We start from the raw sequence: 20,765 nt of genomic DNA on the forward strand, positions 1-20,765 counted from the left end.
GTATAATTACGATATTTCAATAAATCACATTATTGATTCATATAAAATAATAATATAGGTATCGTATGAGTAATCCACTAACATGGCATGATGTCATCGGTGCAGAAAAAGAAAAGCCTTATTTTCAACAAATAATGCAATTCGTTGCTTCTGAGCGTGCTGTGGGAAAGGTAATTTACCCTCCCCAGCATGATGTATTTAACGCCTTCCGATTTACCCCCTTTAATGACATCAAAGTTGTGATTTTAGGACAAGATCCTTATCATGGTCCTAATCAAGCTCACGGACTTTCCTTTTCTGTCTTACCGGGTATCAAACCACCGCCGTCGTTATTAAATATTTATAAAGAACTCTCGACTGATATTGACGGTTTTAGTATACCCTCACACGGATATTTAGCCTCTTGGGCTAACCAAGGCGTGTTACTATTAAATACTGTATTAACTGTTGAGGCTGGACAAGCTCATTCACATGCAAAAATGGGGTGGGAAACGTTTACCGATCATGTCATTGCTATGATTGATAAATATCTTACAGGGGTAGTTTTTTTGTTATGGGGTTCACCCGCTCAAAGAAAAGGTCAATTTATTGATCGCCAAAAACATCATGTTTTGACATCAGTTCACCCTTCGCCTTTATCCGCTCATCGTGGTTTTTTGGGATGTAAACACTTTTCAAAAACCAATAACTTTATTTTGCAACAAGGTAAAACACCGATAGATTGGCAACCTCGATTACCGGAAAATAATAATGAGCATTAATAAAAAACGTCGAACAGGTTTGCAAGAGATTGCTGATTTAATTGGTATAAGTAAAATGACGGTAAGTCGTTTTCTGCGAGATCCCAAATTAGTGTCTGAACCACTTCAATTACAAATTTCAGAGGCTATTGATAAGCTAGGGTATATTCCTAATAAAGCCCCTGATATGCTCTCTAATGCTAAGAGTAATGCAATTGGGGTTTTGTTGCCTTCTTTAACTAACCAAGTTTTTGCTGAAGTATTGAAAGGGATTGAGATAGAAACAGATAAATATGGTTATCAAACTATGATTGCCCATACTGGTTATAGTCCTGAAAAAGAAGAAATGCGTTTACGTTCATTACTTGCCTATAATATTGATGGACTAGTTCTGACTGAACGTACTCACACAGAAGCTACCCGAAAAATGATAGAAATATCCGGTGTTCCTGTGGTGGAAATTATGGATAGTGTTTCCCCTTGTCTTGATATGGCTGTAGGGTTTGATAATTTTGCTGTGACTAAAAATATGATTAATCGCATGATCAACAAAGGTCATCAACATATTGCTTATTTTAGCGCTCGCCAAGATGATCGTAGTATTATCAGACAAAAAGCTTATGAAGAAGCGATGATAGAAGCCGGATTGATACCCAAGACATTTGCCACTAAAGCGTCTTCCTCTTATTCATTGGGAACTCAATTACTTCAGCAAGCGTTAAAAGATTATCCACAAATTGATGGCGTATTTAGTACTAACGATGATTTAGCTTTAGGGGTACTTTTTGAATGTTTACGACTTAACATTAAAGTGCCAGAACAAATTGCTGTAGCGGGTTTTCATGGTCATGATGTTGGGCAAGTTATGACGCCAAAACTTGCATCAATTTTAACACCAAGAGTAGAAATTGGGCAGAAAGCTGCTGAAATGCTATTAAAACGTATTAACGGAGAATCCATTACTCAAAAAGTTGTCAATTTTCCGGTACAATTTTTAGATGGTGAAAGTATTTAAATAAAACAATAGTCGTGAGTCAGATTTTCAATCTCTTTAAATTAAAAATGAGATAGGTTTGATAATTATGATCTGTGGCTTCCTTGATATATTAACATCGATCAAATATTAATTTTGGCATACAAAAAATCGAGATAATTTGCCTTTGGATATATTGCTTACGCTAATAATTTATTTAGGTTAATAAGTAAAAAGTCTAACTGAGTTTTTAGATTTCCGGTTTTCATCTTCTAATAACTATGTTAATATTACCGCTCAGTGGTTATTTATACCTACTAAAAATTTATAGAAGAATAACACTGAGGCCCCCATGAAAATAGTTGAAGTAAAACACCCTCTTGTCCGTCATAAAATCGGTTTAATGCGTGAACACGATATCTGCACCAAAGACTTTAGAGATCTTGCCAGCGAAGTTGGTAGTTTATTAACCTATGAAGCAACCGCAGATTTACCCACAGAAACTGTCACAATTGAAGGTTGGTGTGGACCTGTTCAAGTTGAACGAATTAAAGGTAAAAAAATTACTGTAGTACCTATCTTACGAGCTGGTCTCGGTATGATGGATGGTGTCCTTGAGCATGTGCCAAGCGCGCGTATTAGTGTCGTTGGATTTTATCGCAACGAAGAGACACTTGAGCCTGTACCTTATTTCCAGAAATTAACTTCCGATATTGAAGACCGTATGGCTTTAGTTGTTGATCCAATGCTTGCAACAGGTGGTTCAATGGTTGCGACAATCGATCTTCTAAAAAAAGCGGGTTGTAAAAATATTAAAGTATTAGTGTTAGTTGCTGCACCAGAAGGCATTAAAGTTCTGGAAAAAGCACACCCTGATGTCGAACTTTATACTGCCTCAATAGATGAGAGGTTAAATGATAAAGGTTACATACTGCCCGGACTCGGCGATGCTGGTGATAAGATATTCGGCACCAAATAAAATCTCAAATTTTAGACCGGTTAATCCGGTTTTTTTATGCCTGCTAGTTAATAATAAAAAACATGAAACAAAATTTAAGTTTAATAGGAGAGGATGAACGTGACAAATACCATAACCGATGTAATAAAAAATGATACATCACCGCAAAAACACTCATGGCAAGATATTTTTACAGGCGCACAAATGTTATTTGTGGCATTTGGTGCATTAGTGTTAGTTCCGCTTTTAACTGGATTAAATCCTAATGTGGCATTATTTACCGCTGGCGTGGGGACTTTATTGTTCCAAATAACTACCAAAGGTAAAGTACCAGTATTTCTTGCATCATCGTTTGCATTTATTGCACCCATCTCTTTCGGAGTGGCTCAGTGGGGAATACCTGCAACTTTGGGAGGTTTAGTTGCTGCTGGTTTGGTGTTTATGTTTTTTTCCTTTTTGGTCAAGATTAATGGTAAAAATGTGATTGATCGTATTTTACCTCCCGTAGTAACGGGTCCAATTATTATGGTAATCGGTCTATCACTCGCACCTGTTGCGGTAGGTATGGCAATGGGCAAAAATAGCAATTTACCTGCTGAAAATTATCAATTAATCATTATATCAATGTCCTCATTATTAACTACATTGGTTGTTGCTATTTGGGCGAAAGGTTTTTTTAAACTTGTACCAATTATTGCTGGCATTATAGTTGGATATACGATTTCTTGTTGTTATGGTATTGTCAACTTTAAACCAGTTATGGAAGCATCATGGTTTTCGTTACCAAATTTCACATTCCCTGAATTCAAATGGCAAGCAGTTTTATATATGATTCCGATTGTCATCGCACCTACAATTGAACATGTTGGCGATATTATGGCTATTGGTTCAGTGACAGGAAAAGATTATACACGTGATCCGGGACTACAACGTACATTATTAGGTGATGGATTAGCTACTTCAACCGCTGGTTTTTTTGGTGGTCCACCATGTATAACTTATGCTGAAGTAATTGGTGCTGTTACACTTACGCGTAATTTTAAAACTCGCGTAATGACATGGGCGGCAGTTTGGGCTATTTTGATGTCTTTTGTTGGTAAAATTGGCGCTTTTTTAAGTTCAATCCCGACCGTTGTTATGGGTGGAATAATGGTTTTATTATTCGGCTCTATCGCTTCAGTAGGTATCAATATTTTAGTCAAACATAAAGTTGACCTTTCTGTATCACGCAATATGTGTATTGTTTCACTGGTACTTGTATTTGGTATAGGTGGAATGGTTTTTGATTTTGGCTCTTATGCATTACAAGGGATCAGTTTATGTGGGATCTTAGCAATAGTGTTAAATTTGATCCTACCACATCCAACTAAAAAATAATTAACCTTCATACTGTTGACTATATTAATAGTCAGCAGTAATACAGTAATAAAAGTATAGTTTATTGCAAACTACAACCACAGCAGATAGATATACATTTTTTAAAAATCACTTATTCATGTTTATAAATACAAAAACAGATTGTAAAGATGTTTCAGGTTAGATATATGTTTTAGTATAAAAAAGAGCTTGAATTCAACATCCAAGTGTGAATTAAATTGGTGGAACGTATAAATCAATTTCAATCAACAACAACAATGGATAGATATTCATTGATTCCTGTTAAAAAATCACTTATTCATGTTTATAAATACAAAAACAGATTGTAAAGATGTTTCAGGTTAGCTATACTTTTTAGTATAAAATAGCCCCTGAATTCAACATCTAAGTGTGAATTAAATTGGTATAACGTATAAATCAATTTCAATCACCAACAACAATGGATAGGTATTCATTGATTCCTGTTAAAAAATCATTTATTCATGTTTGTAAATATAAAAATAGATTGTAAAGATGTTTCAGGTCAGCTATATGTTTAAGTATAAAATAAAAAACTCACTTACTTTACAGTAAGTGAGTTTAGATAAATTAACAATAACTTATTTTAAAGGACGCATGGTTGGGAATAAAATGACATCACGAATAGTATGACTATTAGTAAATAACATCACTGTTCGGTCAATACCAATGCCAAGTCCCGCCGTTGGTGGTAAGCCGTGTTCAAGGGCTGTAATATAATCTTCATCATAGAACATAGCTTCATCGTCTCCGGCATCTTTTTGTGATACTTGATCAGCAAAACGTTGAGCCTGATCTTCGGCATCATTAAGTTCTGAGAATCCATTACCAATTTCGCGACCACCAATAAAAAATTCAAAGCGATCTGTGACAAAAGGGTTTTCATCATTACGGCGAGCAAGTGGTGATACTTCTGCCGGGTATTCTGTAATAAAAGTTGGTTGAATTAAATTGGCTTCTGCTACTTCTTCAAAAATTTCAGTAACAATTCGACCTAATCCCCAACTTTTTTCAACTTTGATACCAATGGAGCTTGCAATTGCATGAGCCTTATCAAAATCATCTAAATCAGCATTATTCGTTTCAGGGCGGTAGTGACAAATTGCTTCACGCATGGTCATTTTAATAAATGGTTTGCTAAAATCAAAAGTATGTTCACCATATTGTACAACTGCATTACCTGTTACGTTGATAGCTAAACGGCGGAATAGTGCTTCAGTTAATACAATCAAATCTTTGTAATCAGCATATGCCATATACATTTCCATCATGGTAAATTCAGGATTATGTCTTGGTGATACACCTTCATTACGGAAGTTACGATTGATTTCAAACACTCGTTCAAATCCACCAACAACTAAACGTTTTAAGAAAAGTTCAGGAGCGATACGCAAATACATATCTAGATCAAGCGCATTATGATGAGTAATAAACGGTTTAGCTGATGCGCCACCAGGGATCACTTGCATCATCGGTGTTTCTACTTCCATAAAATGATTTTCAAGCATGAAATTACGAATTTCAGTTACCACTTTAGAACGTGCTTTAAATGTATCGCGAGATTCTTGATTGGTAATCAGATCTAAGTAACGCTGACGATAACGCATTTCTTGGTCGGCAAGACCATGGAATTTATCAGGTAAAGGACGTAGTGCTTTGGTTAATAAACGAATTTCTTCACAATGAATAGACAGTTCACCTGTTTTAGTTTTAAACAAGTAACCTTTAGCGCCTATAATATCGCCAAGATCCCATTTTTTAAATTGCTCATTGTAATAATTTTCTGGCAAATCATCACGAGTTACATAAAGTTGAATTTGCCCAGCTACATCTTGTAATGAAACAAAAGATGCTTTACCCATGATTCGACGCATCATCATACGACCTGCAACAGTTACGATGATTTTCTTTTCAATTAATTCTTCGTTAGTTTTATCGTCATATAGTTTATGAAGATCACTTGAAATTGCATCACGACGGAAATCATTTGGGAACGCAATACCTTGTTCACGAATATGTGCTAGTTTTTCACGACGTGTTTTCAGTTCGTTATTTAAATCTTCAATTTGATTTTGTTGATCTTGCTGATTAGTTGACATAGTTTTCCCTTTTATTCATAAACAAGCGGTTTATAAACCTGCTTTTAAGCTCTCTTCAATAAACTGATCTAAATCACCGTCTAACACGGCTTGAGTATTACGTGTTTCAACTCCGGTACGTAAATCTTTAATACGTGAATCATCAAGCACATAAGAACGAATTTGACTGCCCCAACCAATATCAGATTTATTTTCTTCCATTTGTTGTTTTTCGGCATTCTTTTTCTGCATTTCAAGCTCATACAGTTTTGCTTTTAACTGTTTCATTGCTTGATCTTTATTGCTATGTTGTGATCGGTTATTCTGACACTGAGTAACAATTCCAGTTGGAATATGCGTAATACGGACAGCCGATTCGGTTTTATTAACATGTTGTCCACCAGCGCCTGATGCGCGGTAGACATCAATCCGAAGATCTGCTGGGTTAATATCGATATCAATATTATCATCTATTTCTGGATAGACAAACACTGATGCAAATGATGTATGGCGACGATTACCCGAATCAAAAGGACTTTTTCGTACCAGACGATGTACGCCTGTTTCGGTACGTAACCAACCATAGGCATAGTCACCCGATACTTTTATTGTAGCAGATTTAATACCAGCGACATCTCCGTCTGACACCTCCATGACTTCGGTGGTAAATCCTTTAGATTCTGCCCAACGTAGGTACATTCTGAGTAACATATGTGCCCAATCTTGTGCCTCTGTACCGCCAGAGCCAGATTGAATATCCAAATAACAATCAGCACTATCATAATCACCCGAAAACATGCGACGAAACTCTAGTCTAGCTAACTTTTTTTCTAACTGTGCGAGTTCCAAGTTGGTTTCATCAAAGGTATCTTGATCTTCGGCTTCAATAGCAAGCTCCAATAGACCTTCGACATCGTCTAGACCTTGTGTTAATGAATTGATGGTACTAATGATTTCATCGAGTGCGACACGTTCTTTACCTAATGCTTGTGCTTTTTCAGGATCTGCCCAGACTTCAGCCTGTTCTAATTCAGCATTAACTTCTTCAAGTCGTTCTTTTTTTACATCATAGTCAAAGATACCCCCGAATCACAGCGGTACGCTCAGTAAGTTCGGTTATCTTTGATTTAGTTGGATTAATTTCAAACATGAGTTTATTTTAGGCTATTTAAAATTTTGATTTTTACGTAATCGTTCATTGTAGCGGATTTGGACATAAATTAGCAATTATCATTTTTCAGCTAAGTCAATTGAGTAATCGTGTTTAATATGGAGGATAAAAAAGATGACGCTTACAACGCCATCTTTAATCAAAATTGATGAGTAACGGACTATTTTTTAGCTTGTGCGTATAGCTCAGCAACTTTATCCCAGTTAACCACGTTCCAAAATGCACTAATATAATCAACTCGGCGATTTTGATATTTTAAATAATATGCGTGTTCCCAAACATCAAGCGCTAATATTGGTGTACCGGAAACACCTGCATATTTTTCACCCATTACTGGTGAATCCTGATTTGCAGTTGAAACGACTGAAAGTTTACCATTTTGTAAAACTAACCATGCCCAGCCAGAACCAAATCGAGTCGCTGCTGCAGCTGCAAATTTTTCTTTGAAAGTTTCAATCGATCCAAAATCATTTTTAATCGCTGTTTTTAAATCACCTTTAAGTTCGGTACCAACTTTTAAAAGTTCCCAGAAAAGAGTGTGATTCACATGCCCACCAACATTATTTCTAATAGCAGTAACTTTTTCGGTTGGGACTTTATCTAAATTCTGTAGTAAGGCATTTGGGGTTAATGCTTGAATCTCGGGTGATAAAGAGTCAAGTGTTGCATTAGCATTATTCACGTAAGTTTGATGATGTTTATCGTGATGAAGATGCATGGTTTGTGAATCGATATAAGGCTCTAATGCCTCATAAGCATAAGGTAATGGAGGTAAAGTGTAGGCCATGATATTGCTCCTTTCATATTAGGTATTGTTTACTACTACTTTATCCAGTATACGAGCTATCAATCAAGCACTCAAACTATTATTTAGATAGTTACCAACTATCCAAATAATAGTTCATTTTTAACGTAAAGATAGGTCAATTGCTGCATTAAACCTATTTTTAATTTTTTAAAAATAATTTATAAACCTTATCAAAAAATACGCTTAATTGTTAGATATAAATGGGGTATACATCATAATGGCATGATTTTCACTGATAAGCTTCTCTTCCACATAGTTATCAATTAAATGTGTCTTACGTTGCCATATTTTATTATGACGGGTATAACCACCCCACCATTGTTGTTCGATGCAATGGTCAGTTTCAAAAATCTCATAATGGCTATTTAACGGGGTATTAGCTAATAATTCTCCATGTAAATATTGATCATCTAACCACAGGTTTAGTCGATAAGTTGTGTTAGTTTTATTTAATAACTGCAAATCAACATAGTTATAAGATAAGGTTGCTCCACAAGCGAATGGAATTGTTCGATTAATATCTGGAAAAACATCAAAACTATGTCGCCAGCGCTCAGTTATGGTTAAATCAGAATGTAACGCTATCCAGTAAATTAAGTTACCTAATTGACATAAACCTCCACCAATATCAGTGCCTATTTGCCCATTATGTAGTGAAAGACCTTCTAAAAAACCTCTTTTTTTAGAAGGTCGTCCAACTTTTTGCCAAATTGAAAAACGTTGATTTGGCTTGATAATTGAACCATTAAGTTTATTAATTGCGAGTCGCAAATTAGTAATTTTATTATATTGCAAATACATATCCACATCTTTAAGTGGTCGTAACAAAATGGATTGATGCTTTTTATGTGAATAAACACAGGATGTATTATTTATATCAATACGACAAAAAGAGTTTTGGTGTTGCCACCAATAGAGTTTGCGTTTAACAATAAAATATTCTTTCCCTAATTTTAATCTTAATTTACTTCGATGTATGGGCTTATCAATCATTTTGTTGTGCATATTTTTATTTTCCATAAAAAGTTAATATGAACTTAACTAGGTATCATTACTCTTTTTTCAAACCCAAAAGATAATGTTGACTTAATTTATCTAAAAAAGTAAAAAGTTTTTGATTCATTTGAGTATAATCGTGAATGCGTAACATATCAGGGGTATCAACAAAGCGGTATTTAGCAGCTTGGCTAAGATCGTTTTGCGAGTGAGCAATAAGTAATTCTACTACTTCAGGGGTTAATTCCATATGGCATTGGAAACCATAAACCAAGTCATCATAAGCAATAATTTGACGAGGACAACCTTCACTGTAAGCAATTATTTGTGCATCTTTTGTTAAACCCGGCATATCATTATGCCAATGACCAACGTCTAAGCTATCACCAAAGTCACTAAATAAAGGATGATTTCTACCCATTTCAGTTAACGTAATAGGGAATTTACCTATTTCTTTTTCTGGGCTATGTGCATAACTTGCACCTAATGCTTCACCAATTAATTGTGAGCCAAGGCAAACACCGATGACCACTTTGCCGGCCTTAATCGTTGATAAAATTAACGCTTGCTCTGCTTTCGAATCAAAGTGTGAGCATTCTTGTTTGGTCGTTGAAGGTGATTGAGGTCCCCCCATAACAATAAGCAAATCAATATTATTTATATTATTGGGTAATGATTCTCCAAGATATACACGCGAGTAACTAATTTTATGGTGATGACTTATTGCCCACTGTTCATATGCACCCGGTAATTCAAAATCTTCATGAATAATAAAATGTACATGCATTGATAATTTCTCCTTAAGCATAAATATCAACGAAAACAATCAGCAAATATGAGTTGATAAAATTATATTAATGATAGGGATGATTTTTGACCAGTAATTATTATGGGTAATCAAATTTATAAAAACAATATTTTGGTTAAGAATTAAAAACAAAAATCTAAAAAGATTTCACAGATAAACTAATAATTAGTTACACAAAAAAGCTATAAACATTTTTGCATTTACCCAATAGGTTTTTTAAATCTATATTTATGTTATATAAATCATATGATTAATCATTATTGGTGTATGCCAGTCTAATATGTAGCATTTTAATTATTCATCAACTCATATGACGTTACTTTAATTATAGATGATAAATCTGCTTATCATCTATTTAATATTTTTATGAGTAATGAATAATTCTCTTAAGTACCGTCCTATCTACATTTTTTTGATGTTGCACTCTTGTTTCAACAAGTAAAAATATTAATACAAAATGTAAACATCTAACTAAATTAAACTATTTTATTGTCAATTGATTTTAAATCAGGTATTTTATCACCTATAAAAGGTTCTATGTTTTGCATTAAATAAGTGATCAATTTCATAAGGAAAAAATTATGTCAAACAGCTATCAAAATGAAGTACCTCCTGCTCGTGTCAATATCTTTTTAGATCTCCATACCGGTGGCGCTAAAAAGAAAGTTGAGTTACCCCTAAAAATCTTATCTATTGGTGATTATAGTCGCGGTAAAGATAAACGCCCTCTTTCAGAAAAAGAAAAGGTATCAATCAATAAGAACAATTTTGACTCAGTATTAAAAGACTTTAGACCTGAAGTTAAACTTAGTGTTCCTAACACACTTGCCGATGATGGTAGTGATTTCAGTGTAAGTTTGGCATTTGAGTCATTGAAGGATTTTTCACCAGAGCAAGTTGCTAAGAAGATCCCTGAGCTTCGCTCTTTACTTGCGATGCGTAATTTATTAAGAGATTTGAAATCTAACCTGTTAGATAACGCAACCTTCCGTTATGAATTAGAAAAAATCGTGAAAGACGAACAGTTATCCAAAGAATTACGTGCCGAGTTAGAAGCAATTGCGACTGAAAGCACAAAATAGGTATTTTGAAAAAATTTAGCTTAGTAACTTTCAAAACAATTTATAACGTTTTGATGAAAAAGAAAGGAAAAAAAGCAATGAATATACAGAAAGAAGAAAAAAGTGCTGGCAAAACCACTGTAGAAGATAATGGAAGTGTTTACCAATCACTATTTAGTAAAATAAATTTGAACCCAATCGACAAAGTCGGTGAAATTGAAAAATTTGAAGATAACGAAGCATTATTTGAATCATCAGCAGATGAACGTGTAACAATGGCGGTCAATATTTTGCTTAAATTGATCCAAAGTTCATCACAAAAAATTGATAAATTAGATAAACATTTATTAGATTATCATATCAGTCAAATTGACCAAAAACTAAGTCGTCAACTTGATGCGATTTTGCATCATGAAACTTTCCAAGAAATCGAAGCAACTTGGCGTGGATTGAAATTCTTAGTTAGCCGTACCGATTTCCGTCGCAATGTAAGAATTGAATTATTGGATGTATCAAAAGAGGGACTTCGCCAAGATTTTGAAGATGCTCCTGAGATTATTCAAACAGGTTTTTATAGACATACTTATATTCAAGAATATGACACCCCAGGTGGAGAGCCTATCGGTGTGACAATTTCAAACTATGAGTTTGATCGTGGTCCTCAAGATATCGCTTTATTACGTAATATTTCTAAAGTGTCAGCTGCTGCACACATGCCATTTATTGGTTCTGTTGGTCCAAAATTCTTTGGCAAAGAGACTATGGAAGAAGTTGCTGCAATTAAAGATATTGCCAATTACTTCGACCGTGCAGAGTATACAAAATGGAATAGTTTCCGTAATACCGATGATTCACGTTATGTAGGATTAACATTACCAAGAGTATTAGCACGTTTACCTTATGGTCCTGAAACCGTTCCGGTACGTAGTTTCAACTATACAGAAGAGGTAAAAGGACTTGAGCATAATCGTTACCTATGGGCTAATGCATCATTTGCTTTTGCAGCTAACATGGTACAAAGTTTTATTCGTAATGGTTGGTGTGTACAAATTCGTGGACCTCAAGCCGGCGGACTGGTTGAAGATCTACCTATCCACCTTTATGATTTAGGAACAGGTAATCAAGTTAAGATCCCAACAGAAGTTCTTATTCCAGAAACACGTGAATTTGAATTTGCTAATTTAGGCTTTATTCCGCTCTCTTTCTATAAAAATAGAGATTATGCGTGCTTCTTCTCAGCAAACTCAACACAAAAACCTGCTCTTTATGATACTAAAGAAGCAACAGCAAATAGTCGCATCAATGCACGTTTGCCATATATCTTCTTATTATCACGTATTGCACACTATTTAAAAGTTATTCAACGTGAAAATATTGGTACAACAAAAGATCGTCGTGTGTTAGAACTTGAGTTAAATAAATGGATTAGCAACCTTGTTACTGAAATGACCGATCCGAGTGATGAAGTTCAAGCATCTCATCCATTAAGAGAAGCAAAAGTCATCGTTGAAGACATAGAAGACAATCCAGGATTCTTCCGTGTTAAAACATTTTTAATTCCTCATTTCCAGATAGAAGGGATGGATATTAATTTGTCTATGGTTTCACAGATGCCTAAAGCCAAAGCTTAATATCATTAATTTCAAAAAAAACTGGGAGTGTCAGGACACATGAAAATTTTTCGTCCTTTATGGAATGAGGGCGTCTTTTTGACGCCCCAACAATTCCAGCAACAAGAGTTGTGGCAGCAGTTTACTTCGCAAAAGTTACCTGCAATGTCAGTGGCTAACCCGTGGGGAATTGAAAAATTAGCCATTGATACACAAGCGTTGACTGCAGATAGACTTATGGCTGAATCAATTAGCATTCGATTCCCAGATGGAGTGGTAATCAATACTGATATCGCCGATATGTTACCTGAGGTTAGAACACTAAATACCGATATTCCTGTAGAGCTAGAGGAAGTTACTGTATTAATTGGAATCCCATTATTACAAGCGAATGGCGGTAACTGTTTACAAGATAATCAGCGACTTGAAAGACCACTTCGGTATCGACAAGAATGGGTTGAAGTACCTGATCTATTTGGTCTCAATGCTGAAACCATCGCTGTTGAACGTTATGCGCTAACGTTTTTGTTTGATTTTGAAGATCTCAGTGATTACTTAACTTGTCCGATTGCACGTTTGAAACGAGACCTTAATGGACGATTTGTTTTGGATTTGGAATATCTTCCACCATTGGTTAATCTGTTTACCCAAAGTGGAACATTACAAAAAGAGTTAGACCTCTTATGTATCCAAATACAAGCAAAACGTCAGCGTTTAATGGGAATGCGTCATGAACGTAATCAACAAATGGCTGAATTTGCCATTGCTGATGTATCTTTGTTTTGGCTGTTAAATGCATTAAACACTTTTGAGCCGCAACTCAAATTTTTACGTGATAATCCAACGATTCATCCAGAAACGCTTTATCAAACATTGACAGGACTAACCGGTGCTTTACTAACATTTTCATTAGCTCATGATGTAGATGGTATTCCGACTTATCAACATACAAATCTTAATGAAGTGTTTCCTCCATTATTTGGATTAGTGCGTAACTTATTAGAAGAAAGCTTGCCATCTCGTGTAATTAAAATTGATTTGGTTCACGATAAAGATACATTATGGACAGGTCGTTTAAATGATTCTCGCCTTGTTGAAGATGCAGATTTCTATCTCTCTGTGCGTTCAAGTATGCCTGGTCATCAATTACAGTCTCAATTCCCGATACTATGTAAAGCAGGCGCGCCAGATGATGTCAGACAAATCATACATTCTGCACTATCTGGTATTCCAATTAAAGCACTTAGTCATGTACCAGCCGCAATACCAATGCGTTTAGAGAACCAATATTTTGCATTAGATCTTTCACATAGCGCAGCAAAAAACATGTTACTTACAAGATGTTGTGAATTTTATGTACCGAGAGCAATGCCTGATATTTCATTAGAACTTTTCGCGGTTTTGCGATCATAGGATCAAGATTATGAGTATAGAACCAAAAACACTTGTTATTGATGAATTATTACGAGACTCAATTTTGGTTGTTGTGCAACTAAAAACGAAAGCGGATATCCCATCAGGACATAAATTGTATGAACTTTGTAAACAGCAAGTGACCGCCGTTCGTGAAAAATTATATAACGCACAATATAGTCAAGATGTGATTGATGATGTGAGTTACGCCTTATGTGCGTTATTAGATGAAACGGTATTACTTTGTGATCGTGATAACCCTAATAATCAAGACTATGACGAATGGTTAGGCGCTCCATTACAAGTTATCTTTTTTAACACGCACAATGCTGGTTATGATTTATTTGAAAAAATACGGACTCGTTTAAAAGCAGATAGGAAAGAAGCATTGGTTTTAAGTTGTTTTGACAGAGTATTAGGTCTTGGCTTTCAGGGATGTTACCTCGATAAACCGCAATTGGAACGTGAGCATTTAATTATAGCTCTACGAGAAGCTGTGCGTGAGTATGAGCCAGATCAATCACACCCGATTATTGAACAAACACAGGTTTATCGTTATTGGGGACGCAAAACAATGCTACTGTCTTGCACTGCAATATCTGTTGTATTGGTAGTTATACTTTATTTTGTATTAGATAATCAACTCGATAAATTGATTAAACAAATTGTTGGTTAAAAGGGAGTTTTATGAGCGATTACTCTAAGCGCATCCAGATTATATACGCTGTCATATTAAGCTTATTGCTATTGTTTGTTTTCTTACCAATAACAATAGGTTGGAAGATTATAGGTACCATTTTAGTCTTAGCTATTGCCGGCGGATTATTATGGCGAATACAGCGCTACCGACGAGTACTTGCCTCCTCTACGGCAAATATTCAGTTTTTAACTCAAAAGCTTGATTTATTGCCAGCGAGACAACGTTATCGTTTACCTATTTTGTTGGTGACAGGTACTGCAGCAAAAGATTTTTTCCCTGATGATTTATCATTAGCCGAATCTAATGTACTTGTTTCGTCTGACGCTGTCTGGATTTATGTTGATGAGTTTTCGCACTTACCAATTGTTTATGATTCATTGGTTGCAAAATGGCCGGATATGGCAGGACGTGTTGGTTTGTTTTTGGCTCTCACTCCTGAACTGGAAGAGAAACAAGGATTGTTAATTGCTAAACTACAAGCATTTCGCCAATCTTGGGTTGATACCAGCCGAATCGCAAAATATCAATTACCTGTCTATTTATCAACACATATGGGTTTCAATGATTTAATTTATGATGAAAATAATCCTCTACCGGTTTACTGGTATCAATTAGTCAATCAAAAATTATACTTACTTGATAGTTATTTATCGCCACTAAACAACTGGGTTAATGACATCAAAATACCGTATGATGAACGTGAACGACGATTACGGCTACGTCCTTTTTTAAATGAAACCAAATATTGGATTGAAAGTGTGGTATTAGAGACATTATCCGACTCTAAACAACCTATTGCAAAGTGTGTACCAACAGCTTTGGCAATTTATCCAACTAATCAATCAATAACCAACAATAATATAATGCAAAAACGATGGCAAAGCATGACCACTTTACCTTTGCCAAATACACACACTATACAAGAAGGTATTAGTCCCCCAGACGCACTTGTCAAATTTATGCCAATTGCTTACCCATTTTCACCAATTTATACCATGATATGCGGTTTAATTATAATCACATCATTATTTGTTATGGGATGTTTTGGTGCATCATTCTGGAATAACATAAAGCTTGCAGATCAAGTAGAAAATGATATGCAAAATTATCGTTTAATTTCAATGGACAGCTATGAACAGAAAAAACAAGCTCTTGATGTTCTAAAAACAGATCGAAACATGTTAAATCAATACCTTGCTCAAGGTGAACCTGTTCGTCTTGGTATGGGACTTTATCAAGGTCAACGTTTAGTTGAACCATTGAATATTTTAATGAGTGATTATGTAGCTAAACCACCAGAGCCAGAAAAAATTTATGTGACAGAAACCAAAGTTGTCATGAAAGATCCACCGACAGTGATTCGTTTAGATAGCCTATCATTATTTGAAAGTGGACAATCAAGTTTAAAACCGGATTCAAACAAAGTATTAATTAATGCTTTAGTTGACATGAAAAAACAGATAAGTGCTAATCAAGGAACAGGATGGCTTATTTTAATTACAGGGTATACCGACTCGACAGGTGATGAAAATAAAAATATCCAATTATCTTTCGATCGTGCAACAGCTGTACGTAACTGGATGATAAAAACCAGTGATATCCCTGAAACCTGTTTTGCAATACAAGGGTATGGAGCAAAATCTCCGTTGGCTAGTAACGACACTTTAGAAGGTCGTGCAATAAACCGACGGGTTGAAATCAGTTTAGTTCCTCAAATGTCAAATTGTGTTTTGACAAAAGAAAACTAAATATGTGTAACAAAAACTACAAAAGAAAGGAGTAAATACAATGGCAGTCCCAGCATATATGTTTTTAAAAGATGATGGTGGTGCAGAAATTAAAGGTTCTGTAACCGTAGTAGGTCGTGAAGGTAGTGTCGAAGTGGTTGAATTTGACCATAAAGTCTACATTCCAACCGATGGTAATACAGGTAAATTAACAGGTACACGTGTTCATAAAGCACTTGAATTTGTTAAAGAAGTTGATGCTTCATCACCTTACCTTTACAAAGCTGTCACCACAGGTCAAAACTTAAAATCTGTTGAAATCAAATGGTACAAAATTAATGATGCCGGACAAGAAGTTGAGTATTTCAATACATTAATGGATGGCGTAAAAGTTGTATCTATCAAACCTGAAATGCACAACATTAAAGATCCAACTAAAGAGCAGTACAACCATTTAGAACGTGTTGAACTTCGTTATGAAAAGATCACGTGGACTTACAAAGATGGCAACATCATTCACTCAGATAGCTGGGTTGAAAGTCGAGGCTAATAAGGAAACCGTTGATCTTGTTATCATAACAGGATCAACGTTTATTTGATTGACACATTAAATAATGAAAGGAATAGTGATGATTACTGATCCCTCTGTTTTGTTAAGAAGATTAAATACGTATTGTGCAAAATCCCTTGAGGCAGCAGCAGGATTATGCCAAACGAGAGCTCATCATGAAATTACACTTGAACATTGGTTATTAAAGTTATTAGAACAGGGATCGGGTGATATTACAATCATTGTACGACATTATCAGCTTGATATGGATAAGGTCTGGCAAGGATTACTTAACTATCTTGATGAATTACCACACACCATTAATAAAAAACCAAGTTTATCCTCATCATTAATTGCCGTATTACAATCGGCATGGTTAAAAGCTTCATTAGAAGAACACGAAGATGTGATTCGTTCAGTGCATATTTTACAAGCATTACAAGAGATGCCACATTGCTTAAAAGCTCAAGAAGCATGGCCATTACTCAGTTTATCGGCTGTTTCATTACAAAAAATGCGCACAAAATTGGATGAAATATCAGACGAAAATCCTAATAATCAATACGGTTATTATTCCGACGTTAATGATGATACTTCTGAACAATTAAAGAATGAATCAGAAACTAAAGCAGATACAACATCGGATAAACAGATAAAAAAACAATCGATTGACGTTAAAAATGATAATAATAAGCAAGCTGCTTTACAAAAGCATCATCAGGCTGCACTTAGTCGCTTTACTGAAGATGTCACGGAAAAAGCCAAATCAGGCAAAATTGATCCCGTATTTGGACGAGATAGCGAAATTAGACAGATGATTGATATCTTATCTCGTCGTCGCAAAAATAACCCTATCTTAGTCGGTGAACCAGGAGTAGGTAAAACAGCTCTGGTAGAAGGATTAGCGCTACGCATTGCTGAAGGTAATGTACCGACTAATCTTAAAAATGTCACTATATTAACGCTTGATCTCGGTTTATTACAAGCCGGAGCTGGTGTAAAAGGCGAATTTGAACAAAGACTTAAAAATGTGATTGATGCTGTTCAACAATCGCCAACCCCAATATTACTTTTTATTGATGAAGCACATACCATTATTGGCGCGGGTAATTCGGCAGGTGGTGCTGATGCTGCAAATTTATTAAAACCGGCATTAGCCAGAGGCGAGTTACGCACCATTGCCGCTACTACATGGTCTGAATATAAACAATATTTTGAAAAAGATGCTGCACTTGAACGTCGTTTTCAAATGGTCAAGGTTGATGAACCTGATGATGAAAAAGCTAGTCTAATGCTAAGAGGATTAAAATCACGATACGCTAAACATCACGGGGTTCATATATCAGATGAAGCAGTCAAAACAGCTGTTTCACTCTCTCGTCGTTACATTAGTGGTCGCCAGCTACCAGACAAGGCTGTTGATCTTCTGGACACTGCATCGGCTCGTGTACGAATGAGTCTTGATACGGTACCTGAATCAATCACCAAGCTTGAGTCAAAAATCGACTCACTTACAATTGAAAAAGATGCAATTAAAGCAGATTTAGCTTTGGGTGAATGTTCATCAACAGATCGTATAACAGAAATTGATCTGCAGTTAAATGAATTACAAAAGAAATTAGCTTTTTTACAAACCCAGTTTGAGAAAGAAAAGAAACTGATTGAAACGTTAATTAAATTGCGAAAAAAACTAACATCAAAAGAAGATAAAAAAATATTTAAACAACTAACTGAAACACAGCAAAAATTAAGTCAATTACAAACAAGTTCACCTTTATTATCACTTGATGTCGATAGTCGTACCGTTTGTTCTGTCATTGCCGATTGGACAGGTGTTCCATTAGAGAGCTTATTAAAAGATGAACAAAGTCACTTATTAGAACTTGAAAATGATTTGCGCCAACGCGTAGTCGGTCAAGATAACGCGTTGTTTGAAATTGCTAAACGTATTCGTGCTGCTAAAACAGGGCTAACTTCAGAAGATGCGCCTATCGGGGTATTTTTACTCGTTGGACCATCGGGTGTAGGTAAAACCGAAACCGCTCTAGCTTTAGCGGATACCTTATTTGGTGGTGAACAATCTCTTGTCACTATAAATATGTCGGAGTATCAGGAATCACACACTGTATCTCAATTGAAAGGATCTCCTCCGGGGTATGTAGGTTATGGACAAGGGGGCGTATTAACTGAGGCGGTTAGAAAAAGGCCTTATAGTGTAGTACTTTTAGACGAAGTCGAAAAAGCACATCGCGATGTACTTAACTTATTTTATCAAGTATTTGATCGTGGATTTATGCGTGACGGGGAAGGTCGTGAAATTGATTTTCGTAATACACTCATCCTCATGACGTCTAACTTAGGTAGCGATGAACTCATGGCACTTTTTGATGAAATGCCAGATGCTAGTGTTACGACCCAACATGAGTTGTTGCGTCCAATTATCCGAGAGCATTTCCAACCAGCACTACTAGCACGATTCCAAACGGTTATTTTCACGCCACTGGCTGATGATGCATTACGCAAAATTGTTGAGATGAAATTGAATAAAGTTGCCTCACGATTACAAAAACATTACAAAATACAATTTAATGTTGGGGAACAACTTTATGATCAACTTGTTGCAGCTTGTTTATTGCCTGATACTGGCGCAAGAAACATCGACAGTATTTTGAATCAACAGATTTTACCTGTTGTATCTAACCTACTATTACAAAGAGTGAATAGTGACACTACAGAAACTCAAACATTGATACTCGATTTTAATGAAACTGACGGTATTGTATTGGAATGGGCGACGCAAGCAAAGTTAAAAGCAGCAACAAAAGAGAAAAAAATACCTAAAAAAGCAGAAGTAAAAACTAAATCAACTAAAACAACAAAGCATAATAAAGACAAAAGTAAAAAATAAAAAAATAGCAGTAAAAAATAAGATTAAATAGAAAAGTGGGAGGAGAGGGAGATATGGCTAACGCTTATCCCTCTTTATAAGATAACTAAAGTATCGTTCAAGTTTTGAATCCAGTTTGATCGGGCTAATGTACTCATTATTTACTAAAGTCTCGGTGAAACAAGGAAGATAAAAAAACAAAATGATAAGAAATTGAACATGACTGAATATCAAGTTAGGTTTTGAACATTGATGTTAAGGATCTGAATTACCTATGGTAAGGGTAGTTAAGCTAAAAAAGTACACTACTTACCCTACTATAAAGATTGTTTTTATTTAATTAGACCAAGTAATTACATAAAACGATTAAGGTATCATCGACAGGCTTGCATTTGTTACTAAATGAAAATGTCATTACTTAAATAGCAATTCTAAAGATTTTGTGATGTACAAAAGTTAGATATGTAGACAAAGCAATCAATAAATTGATTTTTAGAGAAAATAAAAAGATATAGAGCTAAAAACAAACAGACAAGTCAAGATTATGTCTGACCTAATTTGATTATTAAGCTATAGAAAATAAGAAAGTTAATAATAAGAATAAACAACAGGGGAATAAAACAATGGGTAGAAACGTTGTTCGCTTAGGTGATCCGACAACGCATGGCGGAATGGTGATTTCGGTTTCTTCAACGACAACAATTGAAGGCAAACTTGTCGCATTAATTGGTGATCTAGTGAGTTGTCCTATACAAGGTCATGGTGTCAATAAAATCATAGAAGCGTCTCAAACTTGTTTCTCAGATAATAAAGCTGTGGTTATTGATCAGTGTTTATGCGCGTGTGGCTGTAAAGTTATTTCCACCATTGGCAGTGCAGAATTGGAGTAA

General features: G+C 35.3%; 17 protein-coding genes. 12 read left to right on the top strand and 5 right to left on the bottom strand.

Features of this window, described 5'->3' with window-relative positions; all coding sequences use genetic code 11:
- The first annotated feature begins 65 nt into the window (after positions 1 to 65).
- The 4 genes from ung (at position 66) to A9G11_RS09835 (ending at position 4,048) form a co-directional block, all read left to right on the top strand.
- Entirely contained in the window at positions 66 to 761 is a 696-nt protein-coding gene (gene ung, locus A9G11_RS09820; protein ID WP_065619434.1) for a uracil-DNA glycosylase, read from the top strand.
- Entirely contained in the window at positions 751 to 1,755 is a 1,005-nt protein-coding gene (gntR, locus tag A9G11_RS09825; protein WP_065619435.1) for a gluconate operon transcriptional repressor GntR, read from the top strand. The genes ung and gntR overlap by 11 nt, the downstream gene beginning before the upstream one ends.
- Positions 1,756 to 2,065: 310 nt before the next feature.
- On the top strand, positions 2,066 to 2,692 hold the full coding sequence (gene upp / locus A9G11_RS09830; RefSeq protein WP_065619436.1) for a uracil phosphoribosyltransferase: 627 nt from the start codon (positions 2,066 to 2,068) through the stop codon (positions 2,690 to 2,692).
- A 93-nt stretch (positions 2,693 to 2,785) separates the two neighbouring features.
- Positions 2,786 to 4,048, top strand: a complete 1,263-nt coding sequence (locus tag A9G11_RS09835) for a uracil-xanthine permease family protein (RefSeq protein ID WP_065619437.1) — start codon at positions 2,786 to 2,788, stop codon at positions 4,046 to 4,048.
- A gap of 599 nt (positions 4,049 to 4,647) precedes the next feature.
- Here A9G11_RS09835 and lysS read toward each other — a convergent pair.
- The 5 genes from lysS to A9G11_RS09860 form a co-directional block, all read right to left on the bottom strand.
- Entirely contained in the window at positions 4,648 to 6,165 is a 1,518-nt protein-coding gene (lysS, locus tag A9G11_RS09840) for a lysine--tRNA ligase (protein WP_065619438.1), read from the bottom strand.
- Between the two features lie 30 nt (positions 6,166 to 6,195).
- Positions 6,196 to 7,294 (bottom strand): peptide chain release factor 2 gene (gene prfB, locus A9G11_RS09845; protein WP_141674402.1). Its coding sequence is split into 2 segments (ribosomal slippage): positions 6,196 to 7,218 and positions 7,220 to 7,294, totalling 1,098 coding nucleotides; the frame shifts between segments, so codons are not numbered across the junction.
- 181 nt (positions 7,295 to 7,475) lie between these two features.
- Positions 7,476 to 8,102: a Fe-Mn family superoxide dismutase gene (locus A9G11_RS09850; RefSeq protein ID WP_065619440.1), complete on the bottom strand. Its 627-nt coding sequence runs from the start codon at positions 8,100 to 8,102 to the stop codon at positions 7,476 to 7,478.
- Between the two features lie 204 nt (positions 8,103 to 8,306).
- The gene (locus A9G11_RS09855) at positions 8,307 to 9,128 is read right to left on the bottom strand and encodes a VanW family protein (RefSeq protein WP_081298523.1); all 822 of its coding nucleotides are present in this window, start codon (positions 9,126 to 9,128) and stop codon (positions 8,307 to 8,309) included.
- 46 nt (positions 9,129 to 9,174) lie between these two features.
- Positions 9,175 to 9,906, bottom strand: a complete 732-nt coding sequence (locus A9G11_RS09860) for a type 1 glutamine amidotransferase (RefSeq protein WP_065619441.1) — start codon at positions 9,904 to 9,906, stop codon at positions 9,175 to 9,177.
- Positions 9,907 to 10,505: 599 nt separating this feature from the next.
- On the opposite strand from A9G11_RS09860, the gene tssB reads away from it, so the two are divergent.
- The 8 genes from tssB (at position 10,506) to A9G11_RS09900 (ending at position 20,765) form a co-directional block, all read left to right on the top strand.
- The gene (tssB, locus tag A9G11_RS09865; protein WP_176701261.1) at positions 10,506 to 11,009 is read left to right on the top strand and encodes a type VI secretion system contractile sheath small subunit; all 504 of its coding nucleotides are present in this window, start codon (positions 10,506 to 10,508) and stop codon (positions 11,007 to 11,009) included.
- 77 nt (positions 11,010 to 11,086) lie between these two features.
- Positions 11,087 to 12,619 carry a type VI secretion system contractile sheath large subunit gene (tssC, locus tag A9G11_RS09870; protein ID WP_065619443.1) on the top strand — a complete coding sequence of 511 codons (1,533 nt, stop codon included), beginning with the start codon at positions 11,087 to 11,089 and terminating at the stop codon, positions 12,617 to 12,619.
- A 39-nt stretch (positions 12,620 to 12,658) separates the two neighbouring features.
- Positions 12,659 to 14,011: a type VI secretion system baseplate subunit TssK gene (gene tssK / locus A9G11_RS09875; RefSeq protein ID WP_065619444.1), complete on the top strand. Its 1,353-nt coding sequence runs from the start codon at positions 12,659 to 12,661 to the stop codon at positions 14,009 to 14,011.
- 10 nt (positions 14,012 to 14,021) lie between these two features.
- Positions 14,022 to 14,687 (top strand): type VI secretion system protein TssL, short form, encoded by a 666-nt coding sequence (gene tssL, locus A9G11_RS09880; protein ID WP_065619445.1) that lies wholly within the window; start codon positions 14,022 to 14,024, stop codon positions 14,685 to 14,687.
- 11 nt (positions 14,688 to 14,698) lie between these two features.
- Complete coding sequence (locus A9G11_RS09885) at positions 14,699 to 16,459, top strand: OmpA family protein (RefSeq protein ID WP_065619446.1); 1,761 nt, start codon at positions 14,699 to 14,701, stop codon at positions 16,457 to 16,459.
- Between the two features lie 40 nt (positions 16,460 to 16,499).
- Positions 16,500 to 16,988: an Hcp family type VI secretion system effector gene (locus A9G11_RS09890; RefSeq protein WP_065619447.1), complete on the top strand. Its 489-nt coding sequence runs from the start codon at positions 16,500 to 16,502 to the stop codon at positions 16,986 to 16,988.
- A 79-nt stretch (positions 16,989 to 17,067) separates the two neighbouring features.
- Positions 17,068 to 19,896, top strand: a complete 2,829-nt coding sequence (gene tssH, locus A9G11_RS09895; RefSeq protein WP_065619448.1) for a type VI secretion system ATPase TssH — start codon at positions 17,068 to 17,070, stop codon at positions 19,894 to 19,896.
- Positions 19,897 to 20,498: 602 nt separating this feature from the next.
- Positions 20,499 to 20,765 (top strand): PAAR domain-containing protein, encoded by a 267-nt coding sequence (locus A9G11_RS09900; RefSeq protein ID WP_065619449.1) that lies wholly within the window; start codon positions 20,499 to 20,501, stop codon positions 20,763 to 20,765.

The sequence above is a fragment of the Gilliamella sp. wkB108 genome, assembly GCF_001690195.1.
Classification (GTDB): domain Bacteria; phylum Pseudomonadota; class Gammaproteobacteria; order Enterobacterales; family Orbaceae; genus Gilliamella; species Gilliamella apicola_L.

Bases quoted from the DNA above. Each gene is read 5' to 3' on its own strand.
- ung (WP_065619434.1), top strand. From the start codon at position 66: ATGAGTAATCCACTAACATGGCATGATGTCATCGGTGCAGAAAAAGAA.
- gntR (WP_065619435.1), top strand. From the start codon at position 751: ATGAGCATTAATAAAAAACGTCGAACAGGTTTGCAAGAGATTGCTGAT.
- upp (WP_065619436.1), top strand. From the start codon at position 2,066: ATGAAAATAGTTGAAGTAAAACACCCTCTTGTCCGTCATAAAATCGGT.
- A9G11_RS09835 (WP_065619437.1), top strand. From the start codon at position 2,786: ATGAACGTGACAAATACCATAACCGATGTAATAAAAAATGATACATCA.
- lysS (WP_065619438.1), bottom strand. From the start codon at position 6,165: ATGTCAACTAATCAGCAAGATCAACAAAATCAAATTGAAGATTTAAAT.
- A9G11_RS09850 (WP_065619440.1), bottom strand. From the start codon at position 8,102: ATGGCCTACACTTTACCTCCATTACCTTATGCTTATGAGGCATTAGAG.
- A9G11_RS09855 (WP_081298523.1), bottom strand. From the start codon at position 9,128: ATGCACAACAAAATGATTGATAAGCCCATACATCGAAGTAAATTAAGA.
- A9G11_RS09860 (WP_065619441.1), bottom strand. From the start codon at position 9,906: ATGCATGTACATTTTATTATTCATGAAGATTTTGAATTACCGGGTGCA.
- tssC (WP_065619443.1), top strand. From the start codon at position 11,087: ATGAATATACAGAAAGAAGAAAAAAGTGCTGGCAAAACCACTGTAGAA.
- tssK (WP_065619444.1), top strand. From the start codon at position 12,659: ATGAAAATTTTTCGTCCTTTATGGAATGAGGGCGTCTTTTTGACGCCC.
- tssL (WP_065619445.1), top strand. From the start codon at position 14,022: ATGAGTATAGAACCAAAAACACTTGTTATTGATGAATTATTACGAGAC.
- A9G11_RS09885 (WP_065619446.1), top strand. From the start codon at position 14,699: ATGAGCGATTACTCTAAGCGCATCCAGATTATATACGCTGTCATATTA.
- A9G11_RS09890 (WP_065619447.1), top strand. From the start codon at position 16,500: ATGGCAGTCCCAGCATATATGTTTTTAAAAGATGATGGTGGTGCAGAA.
- tssH (WP_065619448.1), top strand. From the start codon at position 17,068: ATGATTACTGATCCCTCTGTTTTGTTAAGAAGATTAAATACGTATTGT.
- A9G11_RS09900 (WP_065619449.1), top strand. From the start codon at position 20,499: ATGGGTAGAAACGTTGTTCGCTTAGGTGATCCGACAACGCATGGCGGA.